14 protein-coding genes are annotated in these 15,689 nt (G+C 68.4%); 9 read left to right on the top strand and 5 right to left on the bottom strand.

The window, feature by feature from the left end; all coding sequences use genetic code 11:
* Genes GLS40_RS08975 through GLS40_RS08955 form a run of 5 tightly spaced genes read left to right on the top strand, consistent with a single transcriptional unit; the run spans position 1 to position 5,069 of the window.
* The gene (locus GLS40_RS08975; protein ID WP_160382422.1) at positions 1–780 is read left to right on the top strand and encodes an enoyl-CoA hydratase/isomerase family protein; all 780 of its coding nucleotides are present in this window, start codon (positions 1–3) and stop codon (positions 778–780) included.
* 15 nt (positions 781–795) lie between these two features.
* Positions 796–1,761 (top strand): hydroxymethylglutaryl-CoA lyase, encoded by a 966-nt coding sequence (locus GLS40_RS08970; RefSeq protein ID WP_160382421.1) that lies wholly within the window; start codon positions 796–798, stop codon positions 1,759–1,761.
* Positions 1,758–3,005: an acetyl-CoA hydrolase/transferase family protein gene (locus tag GLS40_RS08965; protein WP_160382420.1), complete on the top strand. Its 1,248-nt coding sequence runs from the start codon at positions 1,758–1,760 to the stop codon at positions 3,003–3,005. The genes GLS40_RS08970 and GLS40_RS08965 overlap by 4 nt, the downstream gene beginning before the upstream one ends.
* A gap of 10 nt (positions 3,006–3,015) precedes the next feature.
* Positions 3,016–3,852 carry an HpcH/HpaI aldolase/citrate lyase family protein gene (locus GLS40_RS08960; RefSeq protein ID WP_160382419.1) on the top strand — a complete coding sequence of 279 codons (837 nt, stop codon included), beginning with the start codon at positions 3,016–3,018 and terminating at the stop codon, positions 3,850–3,852.
* A 17-nt stretch (positions 3,853–3,869) separates the two neighbouring features.
* Positions 3,870–5,069, top strand: coding sequence for a CaiB/BaiF CoA transferase family protein (locus tag GLS40_RS08955; RefSeq protein WP_160382418.1), 1,200 nt, complete (start codon positions 3,870–3,872; stop codon positions 5,067–5,069).
* Positions 5,070–5,132: 63 nt separating this feature from the next.
* Here the strand turns inward: GLS40_RS08955 and GLS40_RS08950 are convergent, their stop codons facing one another.
* Positions 5,133–6,350, bottom strand: coding sequence for a CaiB/BaiF CoA transferase family protein (locus GLS40_RS08950; RefSeq protein ID WP_160382417.1), 1,218 nt, complete (start codon positions 6,348–6,350; stop codon positions 5,133–5,135).
* 359 nt (positions 6,351–6,709) lie between these two features.
* Between GLS40_RS08950 and GLS40_RS08945 the strand changes: the two genes are divergently transcribed.
* On the top strand, positions 6,710–7,450 hold the full coding sequence (locus GLS40_RS08945) for a GntR family transcriptional regulator (RefSeq protein WP_160382416.1): 741 nt from the start codon (positions 6,710–6,712) through the stop codon (positions 7,448–7,450).
* A 10-nt stretch (positions 7,451–7,460) separates the two neighbouring features.
* Here the strand turns inward: GLS40_RS08945 and GLS40_RS08940 are convergent, their stop codons facing one another.
* From GLS40_RS08940 to GLS40_RS08930, 3 genes are all read right to left on the bottom strand, one after another.
* Entirely contained in the window at positions 7,461–8,477 is a 1,017-nt protein-coding gene (locus GLS40_RS08940; RefSeq protein ID WP_160382415.1) for a quinone oxidoreductase family protein, read from the bottom strand.
* Between the two features lie 98 nt (positions 8,478–8,575).
* Positions 8,576–9,604: a TRAP transporter substrate-binding protein gene (locus GLS40_RS08935; RefSeq protein ID WP_160382414.1), complete on the bottom strand. Its 1,029-nt coding sequence runs from the start codon at positions 9,602–9,604 to the stop codon at positions 8,576–8,578.
* Positions 9,605–9,722: 118 nt separating this feature from the next.
* Positions 9,723–10,946: a Bcr/CflA family efflux MFS transporter gene (locus GLS40_RS08930; RefSeq protein ID WP_160382413.1), complete on the bottom strand. Its 1,224-nt coding sequence runs from the start codon at positions 10,944–10,946 to the stop codon at positions 9,723–9,725.
* A 206-nt stretch (positions 10,947–11,152) separates the two neighbouring features.
* Here GLS40_RS08930 and GLS40_RS08925 point away from each other — a divergent pair, with 206 nt between their 5' ends.
* A complete protein-coding gene (locus GLS40_RS08925; RefSeq protein WP_160382412.1) occupies positions 11,153–12,568 on the top strand; it encodes an amidase family protein in 1,416 nt (471 codons plus the stop codon).
* 15 nt (positions 12,569–12,583) lie between these two features.
* Here GLS40_RS08925 and GLS40_RS08920 read toward each other — a convergent pair whose 3' ends face one another.
* Positions 12,584–13,579: an NADP-dependent oxidoreductase gene (locus GLS40_RS08920; protein WP_160382411.1), complete on the bottom strand. Its 996-nt coding sequence runs from the start codon at positions 13,577–13,579 to the stop codon at positions 12,584–12,586.
* Between the two features lie 393 nt (positions 13,580–13,972).
* Here GLS40_RS08920 and GLS40_RS08915 point away from each other — a divergent pair, with 393 nt between their 5' ends.
* The gene (locus GLS40_RS08915; protein WP_160382410.1) at positions 13,973–14,914 is read left to right on the top strand and encodes a BKACE family enzyme; all 942 of its coding nucleotides are present in this window, start codon (positions 13,973–13,975) and stop codon (positions 14,912–14,914) included.
* Positions 14,915–14,933: 19 nt separating this feature from the next.
* On the top strand, positions 14,934–15,680 hold the full coding sequence (locus GLS40_RS08910; RefSeq protein WP_160382409.1) for an SDR family NAD(P)-dependent oxidoreductase: 747 nt from the start codon (positions 14,934–14,936) through the stop codon (positions 15,678–15,680).
* Positions 15,681–15,689 lie beyond the last annotated feature (9 nt).

Below are 15,689 nucleotides of genomic sequence, written 5' to 3'. Positions count from 1 at the left end.
ATGAGCTATACCGATCTGCTGGTGGACCGGCAGGACACAGTCCTGAAGCTGACCCTCAATCGCGAGGCGCGACGCAACGCGCTGAACGAAGAGGTGATGGACGCCCTGCGTGTCGCGCTGGAAGAGAACATGCACGACCGCACCATCCGCGCCATCGTGCTGACCGGCGCGGGCGACAAGGCGTTCTGCGCCGGGGGCGACCTCAAGCCCAGCTCGGACACCTTCGGGTTCGACCCCTCCGAACCGCGCACGCCCTTTGCCCGCCTGCTGCGGGTGGCGCGGGCCTGTGACGCGCCCATTGTGGCGCGGGTGAACGGCCATTGCCTGGCCGGCGGCATGGGCCTGCTGGCGATGTGCGACATGGCCGTCGCTTCGGACAAGGCGCTGTTCGGCCTTCCCGAGGTCAAGATCGGCCTCTTCCCCGTGCAGGTCGCCGCGCTGCTGGAACGGCTGATCCCGCCGCGGAAGTTCGACGAGATGGCGATCACCGGCGAACCCGTCACCGCGCAGGAGGCGCAGGAGATGGGGCTGATCAACTACGCCGTCCCGGCCGAGGAGCTGGACGCCAAGACCGACTGGCTGGTCGGGCGGATCATCGACAAGTCGCCGACCGCGATCCGGCGCGGCAAGTACGCCCTGCGGGCGACGCGGGACATGACGGTCGAGGAATCCCTGACCTTCATGGAAGCGCAGCTTGGCATCTTCGGCATGACCCAGGACGCGAAGGAGGGCCTTGCCGCCTTCAACGAGAAGCGCAAGCCGGACTGGCCCGGCAAGTGACGCGGGAGCGACGCGATGACAGACCTTCCCGCCCGCATCGAGATACTGGAGGAAGGCCCCCGCGAGGGCTTTCAGAGCGAACCGCCCGGCATCGCGGTGGCCGACAAGATCCGCCTGATCGATGCGCTGGCCGACACCGGGCTGCGGCATGTCACCTGCGCGTCCTTCGTCAATCCCAAGGTGCTGCCCCAGATGGCGGATGCCGAGGAGATCGGCGCCCGGCTGGCGATGCGCGAGGGGGTGGAATACGGCGCGCTCTGGCTCAGCGCCTCGGGGTTCCGGCGAGCGCAGGCCACGCCGTTCGCCCTGCGGCCCGTGGTGTCGGGCAGCGCGTCGGACACCTTCCTGCTGCGCAACAACAACCGCACGCCCGAGGCCGGGCTGCATGATCAGCGCGAGATGCGGGCCCTCTATGACGCGGCGGGTCTGGGGCCGGGGCCGCTCTACGTCTTCACCGCGTTCGGCTGCAACTTCGAGGGCGACGTGCCCGTGGACAAGGTGCGGACCACGGTGCGCAACCTGATGGAGATGCTGGCCGAAAGCGGCCAGCGCCCGACCGACATCTGCCTCTGCGACACCATCGGTGCGGGCAACCCGGCGCTTGTCCGCCGCGTGGTCGGCGCGGTGCGCGAGGACTGGCCCGACGTGCCCGTGGCGCTGCACCTGCACGACACCCGGGGCCTGGGCCTGGCCAATGCCGTGGCGGGGCTGGAGCTGGGCGTCACCCGTTTCGACAGTTCCATCGGCGGGCTGGGCGGCTGCCCCTTCGCGGGCAACAGGGCGGCTGCCGGCAATATCGCGACCGAGGATCTGGTGTTTCTCTGCCACGAGATGGGGATCGACACCGGCGTCGACCTGGACCGCGCCATCGCGGCCGCCCGGCTGGCCGAAGAGATCGTCGGCCACCCCGTGCCGGGCAAGGTGATGAAGGCCGGATCGCTCGCGCGGTTCCGGGCCGGTGCAACGGAGGTGACGGCATGAGCGGATCGAAATGGCGCAGCGTCGAGGATGCCGTCGACGTGGTGACATCGGGCATGACCGTCGGGCTGGGTTGCATCGGGGCGGAACCGACCGACCTGACCGCCGCGCTCTGGCAGCGGGGCGACAGGCTGACCGACGTGACGATCCTGACGGGGATGCTGCTGACGGGCTATGGCTTCCTGACCGGCGACAATGCCGGGGCCTTCCGCCTGCGGACCTGGTTCATGCCGGGCACGCTGCTCAGCGGCGCGGCGCGGGACGTAAAGGCGGATTACCTGCCGCTGAACTGGACCCAGACGGCACGGATGCTGATGGCCGCGGATATCGACGTGGCCTTTGTGCAGGTCTCCGAGGCCGACGCCTCGGGGTATCACAGCCTGGGGATTCACGTGGGTCAGCAGCTGCCCATGCTGCGCAGTGCCAGGCTGGTGGTGGCCGAGGTCAATCCGAACATGCCCTATACCGGCGGCAGTGCGCTGGTGCACGATTCCGAGCTGGATATCCTGGTGAAGGTGGATCACCCGCTGATCCCGTTCCCGCACCGGAGCGGGGACGACACCGACCGGCTGGTGGCCGAGAACGCGGCGCGGCTGGTTCCGGACAATGCCACCCTGCAGTTCGGGATCGGCGGGATCCCGACGGCGATGCTGGGAGAGCTGAAGGCGATGAACCGCAAGGGGCTGACGATCTTTTCGCAACTGTCGGACCCGGGCGTCGAGCTGATCGAGAGCGGCGCCTGCGGCGGCGAGGGCCCGGCCTGCATCATCGGCGAGGTCATCGGCTCGACCGAGCTTTACCGCTGGGCCGACAGGCGCACGGATCTGCAGATGGCCAGCGCCTTCGAGACGCACGACCCCGCCGCACTGGCGAAAGTGAAGAATTTCGTCTCGGTGAACTCCGCGCTCGAGATCGACCTCTACGGGCAGACCAACTCGGAAACCCTGGGGGGGCGTCAGGTGGGCTCCACCGGCGGCAGTTCGGATTTCGCCATCGGGGCAATGTTCGAGGGCGGCCTGTCGGTCATCGCCATCCGCTCGGCGACCAAGAAGGGCGGCAGCCGTATCGTGCCCCGCCTCGCCCCCGGACCGGTCACCGGGCAAAGAACCCTGACCCAGGTCGTGGTCAGCGAATACGGCACCGCCGACCTGCGCGGGAAGTCGATGCGCGAACGGGCCGAGGCCCTGGCCGGCATCGCCCACCCCGATCACCGCGAGGACCTGCTGCGCGCGGCGGCGGAAGTCTGAAAGGACCAGCATGACCACCATCTTCGGACCTTCGATCCTGTTCTGCCCCGGCGACCGGCCCGACCGTTTCGCCAAGGCGGCCGCCGCCGCGGATATCGCCGTGCTCGACCTGGAAGATGCCGTCGCGGCGGATGCCAAGGCATCGGCGCGCGACGCGGTCTGCGCCTACCTGCGCGACGTGTCGACGGACGTGCTGATCCGGATCAACGATCCGGCGACCGAGACCGGGCAGGCCGATGCCGCCGCGATCCTGGCGGCCGGTGCCCGGGCGGTCGTCATCGGCAAGACCGAGACCGTGGCCCAGATCGACGCCGTGGCAGGCACCGGCGCCACGCCGCCGGCGATTATCGTGACCATCGAATCCGCCCGGGGCCTTCTGGCCCTGCCGGAGCTGCTGTCGCACGAGGCCGTGGCGGGCGTAAGCTGGGGCCCCTACGACCTGGCCGCCGATATGGGAATGCGCGCCGTGCGCGACGACGCCGGAGCCCTGTTGCCGATCCTGCTTCAGGCGCGCAACACCATGCTGATCCATGCCGCCGCCGCCCGGGTGCCGGCCTATGACACCGTCACGGCAGAGTTGTCGGACGGCGGCACGATGCTGGAGAGGGACACCCGCGAGGCGGCGACGCTAGGCTGCGTCGGCAAGTTCATGATCCACCCGTCCCAGACCGCCACCGTGCGCGCCGCCTTCATGCCCAGCGACGCGGATGTCGACCGCAGCCGCCGTCTTCTGGCCGCTGTCGGGGACCGGGGCGCGTTTCTCTTCGAAGGCGACATGGTGGACGAGCCGATGATGCGCCGCGCCCGCACCATCCTTGCCATGGCCGACCGCTACCGCGCGGACTGAACGGGAAGGGACGGGAGATGACCGAAACGACGCTGCCCTGCACGGGGATCCGGGTGCTCGACCTCAGCCGGGTGCTGGCCGGGCCCTTCGCCGGGGCGATCCTGGCCGACCTGGGCGCCGACGTGATCCATGTCGAACACCCCGACCAGATCGACGAGACCCGTCGCTGGCCGCCGGTGAAGGGGGAATACAGCGGGGCCAACACCGCGCTGAACCACTCCAAGCGCAGCATCGCCCTCGACCTCGGCACCGATGCGGGGCGCGCGCTTCTGCTGCGGCTGGCAGCCGGGGCGGACGTGCTGATCGAGAATTTCCGCCACGGCGGGATGGACCGGCTGGGCCTGGGGCGCGCAGAGTTGACCCGTGCCAATCCCGGGTTGATCCACTGTTCGGTCCGGGCGCATCCGACCGGCACGCGCGACGAACGCCTGCCGGGATACGAGGCGACGATGCAGGCCTATTCCGGCGTCATGAGCCTGACCGGCGAACCCGACGGCGACCCGGTCCGCTGCGGACCCAGCGTGCTGGACCTGTCGACCGGCATGGCCTCGGCCGTGGCGGTGCTGGCCGCGTTGCGCCAGCGCGACCGCACCGGCGAAGGGAGCTATGTCGAACCGGCGCTTCTGCGGTCTGCCGTCAACCTGATGAATTTCCAGATCGCCTCTTACAGCCTGGGGGGCAGCGTGCCGCAGCGCTATGGCTCGGGGCATATCTCGCTGGTGCCCTACGGGACATTCCACACGCGCACCGGCCCGATCCTGCTGGCCGCCAGCAACGACCGGCTCTTCGCGCGGTTGTGGTCGGTTCTCGACCGCGGGCGGGGCGAGGCCGCACCCTGGCCCACGCTGGCCGAACGGGTCGCCAACCGTCATGCCGTGAACGCCCGGCTGGCCGTGCTGGCGGCGGAGTGGGACCGGGACGCATTGAGCGCGGCGCTGGAGGAACAGGGCGTGCCCTCCGCCCCGGTCCAGACCCTGCCCGAATTGCTGGAGGATCGCTCGCTGGCCGAGGCCGGTGTGGTCGACCCGATGGTCCTGCCGGACGGCACCGACCTGCTGTTGCCCGGTCCGATCTTCGGTGGCGACCTGCCACGCCGGACGCGTTCGCTCGCGCCCCGGCTGGGCGAGCATACCGCCGAGGTGCTGCGCGACTTCGGCCTGACGGCCGAGGAGGTCGAGCATATGGCCGACGGCGGGGCGCTGCCGGGGTTCCGTTAGGGCGGTTTGCGGACCGGACATCGGCTGGCCGGGGCGCTGTGCCGCCGGCCTGCCACGCGGGGTTCAGGAGACCGCGGCCGCCGCGGCATCGAGGCACCCGATCGCGCAGTCGGCCTGCATCCGTTCGATGGTCGCCGCGTCATAGCCGAGCCGGGCCATGATCTCGGCGGTATGGGCGCCCAGCCTGGGCGGGGCGGTGCCGATGCTGCGTTCCGCTCCGCCGAAAAGGATCGGCATGGCGACGGCCTTCATGCCGTCGAAACCCTCGCCCGTGATGGTCTGGATCATCGCGCGGTGGGTCGCCTGCGGATCCTTCAGCAGGTCCTGGAAAGTGTTGATCGGGGCGCAGGGAATGCCGTTAGCCAGCAGCTTTTGCAGCACCTCGGCCGAGGGCAGCGCGCCGACCAGTTCCTGCACGATGGCGACGACCTCGGTCCGGTTCAGCACCCTGTCGCGGTTGCGCAGAAAGCGCGGGTCCCGGGCCAGTTCGGGGCGCCCGAATTCGGCACAGAACAGGCGCCACAGCTTGTCGTTCGCCACCCCGACCAGCACCGGCTTGTCGGCGCAGTCGAAGGCCTGGTACGGCGCGATGCCCGCGTGGCCCGATCCGCTCCGCTGTGGCAGGGTGCCGGTTTCCAGATAGGCCTGCACCATGAAGCCCAGGAAGCTCGCCGCCGTTTCGTAGAGCGAGACCTCCATGAACCGGCCCTTGCCGCTGCGACCGCGTTCGATCACCGCCGACAGCACACCGATCACCGCATGGTAGCCGGTCGCCTGGTCGATGGGAGAGAACGGGATCCGGATCGCGCCCGAGGTCGCGTCGCCGGTCACGCTCATCATTCCGCTGTAGGCCTGCAGGATCATGTCGTATCCGCGCGCGTCCTTCATCGGGCCGGTCCGGCCGAAGCCCGAGATTGTGCAGTAGATCAGCTTGTCGTTGATGGCGGACAGCGTGTCGTAGTCCACGCCCAGCCGTTGGCTGACCCCGGTGGCGGCGCTTTCCACCACGATGTCGCAGTCGCGCACCAGGCGGGCGACGATCTCGGCTGCGTCCGGGTGCTTGAGATTGACCGCCATGCTCTTCTTGTTGCGGTTCGCGGTGATGTAGGCGGTGGCCATGCCGTTGTGGAACGGCGGCCATGTCCGGCTTTCGTCGCCGTCGCCGACGGTTTCCACCTTGATCACATCGGCCCCGAGATCGCCGAGGTACTGCGCGCAGAGCGGCCCGGCCAGCACGCGGCTGAAGTCGAGCACCCGCATTCCCGCTAGTGGCTTGAACATCGTGCGACCCCTTTTCAACCTGCCTTCGGACCTGTGCCAAGCCTACCAGCGCAGGCTTCGGATGCAATAAAAGAGTGGTAGTTCGTCCTTTATATCTTTTATCGGATACACCTGCGAATGCCGCACCTGCACGGTGATCGGTTGCGGGTCCGGCGGGATTTCAATGCAAGAGCCCGCCTTGCCGGCAATGGTTGTCGACGATAAGCAATCTTCGGACTTCCGGCGGCTTTGCGGGTTGTCCCGCATCGGCTTTCCATTGTGAAAAAGAACCCGACGGCACGGCAGTACATCAGACGTTGTTCTGTGACACCGTGTGCGATAAGTATCATTCAAGGACTTACCAAAAGAGCACAGGCCACGTGACAAACCAGACGCAATCTTCCCTGCTCAAGGCGGGACCGGTGACACTTTACGCGCAGCTGGCGGAAATCCTGCGGCGCAAGATCGTGGCGGGGGTCTGGGCCTACGGCGATCCCATTCCCACGCTCGAGGAGCTGGCCGAGGAATACGAGGTTGCCCGGGTCACCGCGCGTCAGGCGATCCAGATGCTTTCGGCCGAGGGGCTGCTGTCCAGCCATCGCGGCCGGCGGACGACGGTCATCTACGACGCTAAGACGCAGCCGATCTTCATGTCCGTCGGGTCGGTCGAACGGGACACGCCGGATTTCCGGCTCAAGGTGTTTTCCTCCGAACCCGGGATGCCCGCGCGCGAGGACCTGTTCTTCGGTCGCCTGTCCGATGCGTACTGGCTGATCAGCAAGGCCGACATGGACGCCGGGTCGACCTATTCGGTGTCGAAGAATTTCATCGCCCGCAAGCTGTTCGACCGCTTCCCGGAAGGCGCCTTCGAGCGGATCAAGGTGGCGCGGCTGGTGTCGGAATACGGTCGCGACATGGTCTCCGTCTGGAAAGAGAAGGTGACCGTGGGCATGTCCGACGAGGACGAGTCGCGCCTGCTGGGATGTGCCCAGCTGACGCCTGTCGCCCGGATCACCCGCATCTGTGCCGATGTCGAAGGCACGGTACTCTACGTGGGCAAGCTGACCTACCTGGGCTCGCGCTACGAGACGCAGCGCGACATCACCCACCTGATGAAATGACGCCGCCCCGTCAGGGCAGCAGGAGCAGCGCGCCGGCCGCCTGACCGCTTTCCGCCATCCGGTGGCTTTCGGCGGCATCGCGCAGCGGCATTGCCTGGTGCACCCTCGGCCGCAACGCGCCCGCGGCCACCAGTTCGAACAGCTCTGCCGCGACCCGGCGCAGGTCGTCCGCGGTTCCAATGTGCCCGGTGACACCGGCGCGCGCGACCGACAGCGACCGCATCGCCAGCCGCTGGATATCCAGCGGCGACACCGGTCCTGAGGCATTGCCGTAATTGACCAGCGTCCCGAACGGCGCGGCGACGCCAATCGACTTGTGGAACGTGTCGGCGCCCACACCGTCATAGACGATGTCCACGCCGCCGGGTGCCAGCGCCAACACCGCATCGGTGAATTCGGTCTGCTTGTAGAGCACGACCGCCTCGCAGCCGTTGTCCCGCGCGATCCGGGCCTTTGCGTCCGATCCGGCGGTGCCGATGACGCGCGCGCCCAGGTGATGCGCCCACTGGGCGAGCAGCGCGCCGACGCCCGAGGCCGCGGCATGGACCAGCACGACATCGCCGGGCGCCGGCTTGCGCAGGCGGTTGATGATCAGGGACGCCGTGCTGCCCTTCAGAAGCACCGCCGCCGCCTGCTGGTCGGTCACAGTGTCGGGCACCGGCACCAGCCGGTCGGCGGGTACGGCACGACAGTCGCAATAGGCGCCGGACTGTTCAAAGAACTGCCCGTGCATTCCGGCATAGGCCACCCGGTCGCCGGGCGCGAACCCGGTCACGCCGGGGCCCGTTTCCTCGACCACGCCGGCGGCCTCGTTGCCCAGCACGAGCGGAAAGGCCTGGTCGCTGTCGGACAGGATGGAGGTGTAGAACCCGCCTCGCCGCACGTTGATATCCGAGAAATTTACACCGATGGCCGTGTGCCGGACCAGCACCTGTCCGGCCGAGGGCACCGGGCGGGGTAGGGTGGCGTGCACCATTTCCTCGGGCCCGCCGTTGCGGTGGATCAGGATCGCGTTCATCTGGGTCATGGCGCTGCTCCGGCCCGGCCGACCGGGCGACGGGTGAGGATGAAAGACGGGGGCCGGCAACCGGCCCCCGTTCGGGTTCGTCCCTGCGGGTGCGGCGATCACATCGCGCCGCTTCCGGCTTCCTTGTACATCTTCAGGATCTCTTCGGCATTCTCGAGCCCGGCTTCCTTGGCCCGCGCGATCCAGGCATCCTCGATCGGCTTCAGCTTGCTGCGCAATGCCTCCATGTCGGCGTCGGACGCTCTGGTCAGGGTGTAGCCGGCTTCCTTCATCTGCTGGAGCGCGGCGGCGTCTTGCGTGTCGTATTCGGCGCCCACATTGCCGGCGAATACCTCGCCCGAAATGCCGCGGATGGCCTCCTGGTCCTCGGGCGAGATGCGGTTCCAGGTGTCCTTGTTCAGGCCCCACAGGATGACCGCGTTCGACATGCCGCCGGGGATGTAATACTGCGAGTTCGTCAGGTCGAGGCCGTTGAATCCGATCACCGAGTTGAGATTGGTGATCTGCCCGTCGATGGTCCCCGAAGACAGCATCTCGTAGACTTCGGCCATGGATTTCAGGATCGGCACGCTTCCGACGGCCTCGATCGCGGCGGTCAGGGTGTTCGAGGACGATCGGAGTTTCAGGCCCTTCAGGTCATCGACACTGTTGATCACCTTGTCCTTCAGCACCATCTGCAGCGGCGAGATGACGAGGACCGACAGCGGCTCGACCCCTTCGAAAACATCGTAGCTGGCCAGTTGCTCGCGGTAGATCCGGTCCATTGCCGGGGCCATCACGCCGGCCTTCTCGCCCTGCAGGCCGAGGTCTCCGAACTCGATCAGAGGGAAGCGGCCGGGCGTGTATCCGGTGACGATCCAGCTCAGATCGGCCAGGCCGTCGCGGATCACGTCGTACTGACCCTGGACCGAACCGACGACCTTGGGCATCGTTTCCACGACCACGCGCCCGTCGGTGACCTCGGCCACCTGGTCGATCCAGTTGGCGATGACCTCTTCCTTCAGCCAGAAGCCGTTGGGCAGCCAGTTGGAATAGCGGATGGTGACGTCCTGCGCCATCGCGGCCGTAGAGAACCCGAGCGTGAGGGCCCCGGCCAGCGTGGTGCGGACAGCTTGTCTGAGTTTCATGGTTTCCTCCCTTGGACAACATTAGACGGTGTCGGGCGTCAGTCTCGGGGATTGACGGCGCTACGCTGTCCTGCGGCAGGGGGACATGGGGGCGGACAGCCCGGAAAACCGGGCGCGGTCAGGCCGCTCGACGGCCCGGGCCGCGCACGACGAACAGTGCGCCCGCCAGCGCCATCGCCGAGGTGAGGCACAGCAGCCCCGCCATGGTCGGCGGGTACTGGTTGCCGATGAGCGATGGCGCCGCGGTCAGCAGCGCGCCGACGGTCATCTGGAACAGGCCGTAGCCGGCAGAGGCCGTCCCGGCCCGGCCCGGCGCGCTGGCCATGCATCCCGCGACCGCGTTCGGGCTGGCCAGCCCCGCCGCGAGCGTCGCGAGGATGAAGGCCGGCAAGATGGCCGGCAGGCTCAGCGTGTCGCGGGTGGCCGCGAAGATCATCGCGGCGCTGGCCAGGACGGCGATGCTGCACCCGATGCGGCACATGCCGAGCGGCGTCACCCACCGGCTGAGGACGCGCGACACGATGGACCCGCCGGTCACACCGCTGGCCACCAGCAGGAACAGCATCGACAGGGTGCCATCGCCCGCGCCGATCACGTCTTTCACGAAATAGGGCAGAGCGCCCAGCATCACGAAGCCGCCGATGGTCAGGAAACCGCCGCACAGGGCGAAGCCGACGAAGTTGCGGCTGGTGCCGAGGCGCAGCAGGCCCCGGAACAGCTGCCGGAAGGTTTCGGGCGTGCCGCGGTTCATGTGGGTTTCGGGAATGCGGGGCAGGACCTTTAGGATCAGCACAAGCACCAGCGCGGCCAGTACGGGAAAGACCGCGCGCCATCCCGCGATGCCCGCGATGGCGATGCCCAGCAGGGGCGCCAGCATGGGGGTCATCGACATGACCATGGTCACGACGGCCAGCCGGGCGGGAATGCCGGCGCCTTCCGAACTGTCCTGGATCATCGCGCGCCCCAGCACCAGCCCGGCGCAGGCGCCGACCGACTGGATGAAGCGTGCCGCAAGCAGCAGCCAGAACGAGGTGACCGGCACCGCCAGCAGCAGGCCGAAGACGAAGACAAGAAGACCGCCCAGCAGGACGGGACGCCGGCCGAACCGGTCGGACAGAACGCCGTAGATCACCTGGCCCGTGCCGAGGCCCACCATGTAGACCGTGATGGTCATCTGCATCTGCGCGGTGGTCGTGCCGAAATCCGCGGCAACCTCGGGCAGCACGGGAATGAAGATGTGCATCCCTATCGTCGCGAGCGCCGCCAGCGCGGCGAGGAACAGGATGGACGGTTGCGGACCCGGCGCAGGTCGGCCCGGCACCGGGATGAGAGGAGTGTCCATTCAGGGTGGCTGCATGGTTGAGGTTGACCTATAAATAGTCCTTTTCGTTTCGCATGTGCAATCGGTAAAGGCGCTCCGGCTGGTGCGGACAGGCGTCACCCGGGTTTGCGTCACCGCAAAGGGGGCAGGCCGGGGCGGATGGCGCGCTAGGACAGAGGCAAGGCGGCTGCCGGAGTGCGGCCCGGCGCGACAGGAAGGTAACCGACATGGACGACATCGACTGGGCCTCTGCGACCGCGTTGACGGAGGGCTATCGGCAGGGCAGCCTGTCGCCCGTCGCCGTGATCGAGGCGCTGCAGATCCGGGCCGACAGGCTGAACCCGGCGCTCAACGCGTTCCAGACGGTGCGCTTCGACAAGGCCTTGGACGCGGCCGCGGCATCGGCGGAACGCTGGCAGCACGGTGCGCCCCTGGGCCCGCTGGATGGCGTGCCGGTGACGATCAAGGACACCGTCGACGTTGCGGGCTGGCCGACGCTCAAGGGCTCCCGCCTGTCGGACGCGGACAGGCTCGCCGCCGGGGATTCGCCGTCGGTGGCCAACCTGCGACGGGCGGGTGCGGTGATCTTCGCCAAGACGACCACGCCGGAATTCGCCTGGAAGAGCCTGACGCAATCGCCGCTGAACGGCGCCACGCGCACGCCCTGGGACCTGTCGCGCAATTCGGGCGGGTCGACCGGGGGCGGCGCGGCGGCGGTGGCGGCGGGGCTGGGGCCGCTGGCTCATGGCAACGACGGCGGCGGATCCCTGCGGATGCCCCCCAGCTATTGCGGCGTGGTCGGGATCAAGCCGACCAACGGCACCGTGCCCTTCCGTCCGCAGGCGGGCCCCGCCGCGCGGCTGGTGGTCGAGGGGCCGGTCGCGCGCAGTGTCGCGGATGCGGCGCTGATGCTGGATGTCATGCGCCGCCCGGATCGCCGCGATCCGCTCGGGCTGCCGCACGATGCGCGGTCCTGGGTGCCGTCCGGGCCGCGTCCCCTGGGCGGGCTGCGCCTGGCCTATGCCCCGGGCTTCGCGGGGGCCGAGCCCGCGGCGGCGACGCTGGCCGTCATCGAAGCTGCGGTGCAGCGCCTGCGCGAGGCCGGCGCCGACGTGGTCGAGGTCGGCCCGGTCATCCCCCCGATGGAGCCGCGGTTCGGCGATTTCTGGCTGGCCAGCATGGCGCAGGCTGTCCGCTCGCTGCCGCAGGACCGGCTGCATCTGGTCGATCCCCGTCTGGTCGAGATCGGCCAGAGCGGCATGGACATCGGGCCCGAGGCGATCTGGAATGGCCTGACCGACCAGCTGGCCCTGACCGCCGAACTGGCCGAGTTCCACGAGGCGCACCGCTTCCTGATCACCCCCACGATGCTGGACACCGCGCCGCCCGCCGACCATCCCTACCACGAGGGCACCTATACCCGCTGGTCGGCCACGGCCTATGTCCTGGCGGCGAACATGACGGGCCAGCCGGCTATCTCGGTCCCGGCGGGGCTGGCGGAGGGCCTGCCGGTGGGGCTGCAGATCATGGCGCGGCGATACGACGACCGCGCGCTGATCGCGGCCGCCGCGTCGATCGAGGCGGCGCTGGACTTTCCCGCGCCGCATCCCGCACTGCTGGACCGGCTGGCGGCGATCGCCTGACCGGGCCGCGCCGGATCAGACCCGGATGATCGTCTTGCCGAAGTTGCGGCCCTGCAGCATGTCGGCAAAGACTTCGGGCGTGCGGTCCAGCCCGTCGCGGATATCCTCGCGGTAGACGATCCGGCCCGAGCGGTTCCATTCGGACATGTCGCGCAGGAAGGGCTGGCGCAGCTCCGGGAACTCGCGCAGCAGGAAGCCCTGCACCTTCAGGCACTTGTGCAGGATACGGAACCAGCTGGGGCCGGTGGATGTCGCCAACGCGTTGTATTCGGCGATCAGCCCGCAGAGCACGACGCGCCCGTGCCGGTTCATCAGATCCAGCACCGCATCGCGGATCGGGCCGCCGACATTTTCAAAGTCGATGTCGACTCCGTCGGGGCAGGCGGCGGCCAGTTCGGCGGCGAAATCGGGCGAACGGTGGTCGATGCAGGCATCCGCGCCCAGCACCCCGGTGACGAAGCCGCATTTCTCGGGCCCGCCGGCAATGCCCACCACGCGGCAGCCCTTGATCCGGGCCATCTGGCAGACCAGCGACCCGACGCCGCCCGAGGCGGCCGAAACGACGACGGTTTCGCCCGGTTTCGGGTCGCCGATTCCCATGAGTCCGACATAGGCCGTGTTGCCCGACAGGCCGAAAAGGCCCAGGGAGTTGGGCAGGGTGCCGATCGCCGTGTCCCAGACCTCGGCGCCGCGGCCGTCGCTGATCGACCAGGCCTGCCAGCCGCCGAAGCTGTTGACCTTGTCGCCGACCCTGAAATCCGGATGACGGGACTTCACCACCTCTCCGGCGATACCGGCATAGACGACCTCTCCGAGTTTCAGGGGCGGCGCGTAGGACGGTCGGTCATCCATCCGGATTCGCGCGGCGGGCGACAGGCCCACGTATTCGTGCCGGATCAGGAATTCGCCCTCGGCGGGTTCGGGCACAGGCTCTCTGACAAAGTCGAAATCCGACCGGCGGGGCAGGCCGTCCGGCCGTTTCCTGAGCACAATCTTGAGGTTCTCGGTCATCGGCGGGTCCCTTTCGGCGATGGTGGTTTGGCGCGGGGCGTCAGGCATCTTGTGAGGCCAGATAATACCTTTTGATAGGACTATTGGAGTCCCTCGGGTTCCCGCCGCCTGGCGCGGCAGGTGGCGGCACAGGCGGTAGGCTGGCGGCGCATGACGATTTCCCTTTGCTGACAACGGAGTTTTACGGGGCCGCGGGCGCGGCATTGGTATGGGCTGCACTTTCGCAGTCCGGCGAAACCGTGGGTCACCCTGCGGGGGGATAGTCGCAAGAGTGCTGGCGAGGCAAACAAGTATCTACTATAGGACTAGTTGGGGCGGCTGCTGGCCGGCCCGGTCACCGCCAGGGACGCCCGCGTCCGGATGGCGGGGCCAGGCAAGCAACGGAGGAGTGTCATGAGCAAATCCGCGAAATCCGGCCGCAAGGTCGTCATCACCTGCGCCATCACGGGATCCATCCATACGCCCTCGATGTCGCCGCACCTGCCGATCACGGCCGAACAGATCGCGCAGAGCGCGGTCGAGGCGGCCGAGGCCGGCGCGGCGGTCATCCACCTGCATGCCCGCAAGCCCGACACGGGCGAGCCGGACCAGGACCCGGCCCTGTTCCGGCCCTTTCTGCAGGCGATCAAGCAGCAGTCCGGTGCGGTTCTGAACCTGACCACCGGCGGCTCGCAGACCATGACCATCGAGGACAGGATGCGCCCCGCGGTCGAGTTCAGCCCCGAGCTCGCCTCGCTCAACATGGGGACGATGAACTTCGGCCTCTACCCGATGCTGAACCGCTATACCGACCTGTCGGGCTGGGAACGCGACTACCTGGAAGGCAGCCGCAGCGGCTTCTTCCGCAATACCCTGGCGGATATCGAGCATATCCTGACCGCCTGTTCCGAACAGGACACAAGGTTCGAGGTCGAATGCTACGACATCGGACACCTCTACACCCTGGCGCATTTCATCGACCGCGGACTGATCAGGCCGCCGTTCTTCGTGCAGTCGGTCTTTGGCATCCTGGGCGGCATCGGCCCGCACCCCGAAGACGTGATGCACATGCGCCGCACGGCGGACCGGCTGTTCGGCGACGATTACGTCTGGTCCGTGCTGGGGGCCGGGGCCAACCAGATGACCATCGCCTCGCAGGCCGCGCTGATGGGCGGCAATGTCCGCGTCGGGCTGGAGGATTCGCTCTGGCTGAAGAAGGGCCGGCTGGCGAAGTCGAACGCCGAGCAGGTGACGGCGGTGCGCGGCATCCTCGAAGGGCTGGGGCTGGAGATCGCGACGCCGGACGAGGCGCGCGCGCTGCTGCAGCTCAAGGGCGCGGACCGGACCAATTTCTGATGGGGCGAGGGCAAGTGGCATGAAGCTGGACGTTACCGGCAAACGCGCGCTGATCACCGGCGCCTCGTCCGGGCTGGGCCTGCATTTCGCGCAGGTGCTGGCCGGGGCCGGGGCGCATGTGACGCTGGCGGCCCGGCGGCTCGACAAGGTCGAGGAGGCGGCCGCGGACATCCGCGCCACCGGCGGACAGGCCGGGGCAGTGGCGCTGGACGTGACGGACGAAGGGTCGGTCGCGCAGGCGCTCGACCGGGCGGGCGCGGTCGATATCCTTGTGAACAACGCGGGCATCACCGGGGAGGGTGCGGCGCTCGACATGCCGGCATCGTCGTTCGACGCGGTGGTCGGCACCAACCTGCGCGGCGCCTTCCTCATGGCGCAGGCCGCAGCGCGGGGAATGGCGGAAAGGGGCGGCGGCAGCATCGTGAACACCGCCTCTATCCTGGGGCACCGGGTGGCGGGGCAGGTGGTGGCCTATACCGCGACCAAGGCCGCCGTGGTTCAGATGACCAAGGCGATGGCGCTGGAATGGGCGCGGCATGGCATCCGGGTCAACGCCCTGTCGCCCGGCTATGTCGAAACGCCGCTGAACGCGGGCTTCTTTGCCACCGACACCGGCAAGGCGCTGATCCGGCGCATTCCGCAGCGCAGGCTGGGCCAGCTCGAAGACCTTGACGGGCCGCTGCTGCTGCTCTGCTCGGATGCCGGCGCCTACATGACGGGCCATTCCCTTGTGGTCGACGGCGGCCACCTCTGTTCCAGCCTCTGAAAGCACGCC

Source organism: Pseudooceanicola pacificus (assembly GCF_009789075.1).
Classification (GTDB): domain Bacteria; phylum Pseudomonadota; class Alphaproteobacteria; order Rhodobacterales; family Rhodobacteraceae; genus Pseudooceanicola; species Pseudooceanicola pacificus.
The sequence above is the reverse complement of the archived record's forward strand: the minus strand, read 5'-3'. Positions and strand labels throughout refer to the sequence as shown.

Coding starts and splice junctions, on each gene's coding strand:
- GLS40_RS08975 (WP_160382422.1), top strand. CDS start 1: ATGAGCTATACCGATCTGCTGGTGGACCGGCAGGACACAGTCCTGAAG.
- GLS40_RS08970 (WP_160382421.1), top strand. CDS start 796: ATGACAGACCTTCCCGCCCGCATCGAGATACTGGAGGAAGGCCCCCGC.
- GLS40_RS08965 (WP_160382420.1), top strand. CDS start 1,758: ATGAGCGGATCGAAATGGCGCAGCGTCGAGGATGCCGTCGACGTGGTG.
- GLS40_RS08960 (WP_160382419.1), top strand. CDS start 3,016: ATGACCACCATCTTCGGACCTTCGATCCTGTTCTGCCCCGGCGACCGG.
- GLS40_RS08955 (WP_160382418.1), top strand. CDS start 3,870: ATGACCGAAACGACGCTGCCCTGCACGGGGATCCGGGTGCTCGACCTC.
- GLS40_RS08950 (WP_160382417.1), bottom strand. CDS start 6,350: ATGTTCAAGCCACTAGCGGGAATGCGGGTGCTCGACTTCAGCCGCGTG.
- GLS40_RS08940 (WP_160382415.1), bottom strand. CDS start 8,477: ATGACCCAGATGAACGCGATCCTGATCCACCGCAACGGCGGGCCCGAG.
- GLS40_RS08935 (WP_160382414.1), bottom strand. CDS start 9,604: ATGAAACTCAGACAAGCTGTCCGCACCACGCTGGCCGGGGCCCTCACG.
- GLS40_RS08930 (WP_160382413.1), bottom strand. CDS start 10,946: ATGGACACTCCTCTCATCCCGGTGCCGGGCCGACCTGCGCCGGGTCCG.
- GLS40_RS08925 (WP_160382412.1), top strand. CDS start 11,153: ATGGACGACATCGACTGGGCCTCTGCGACCGCGTTGACGGAGGGCTAT.
- GLS40_RS08920 (WP_160382411.1), bottom strand. CDS start 13,579: ATGACCGAGAACCTCAAGATTGTGCTCAGGAAACGGCCGGACGGCCTG.
- GLS40_RS08915 (WP_160382410.1), top strand. CDS start 13,973: ATGAGCAAATCCGCGAAATCCGGCCGCAAGGTCGTCATCACCTGCGCC.
- GLS40_RS08910 (WP_160382409.1), top strand. CDS start 14,934: ATGAAGCTGGACGTTACCGGCAAACGCGCGCTGATCACCGGCGCCTCG.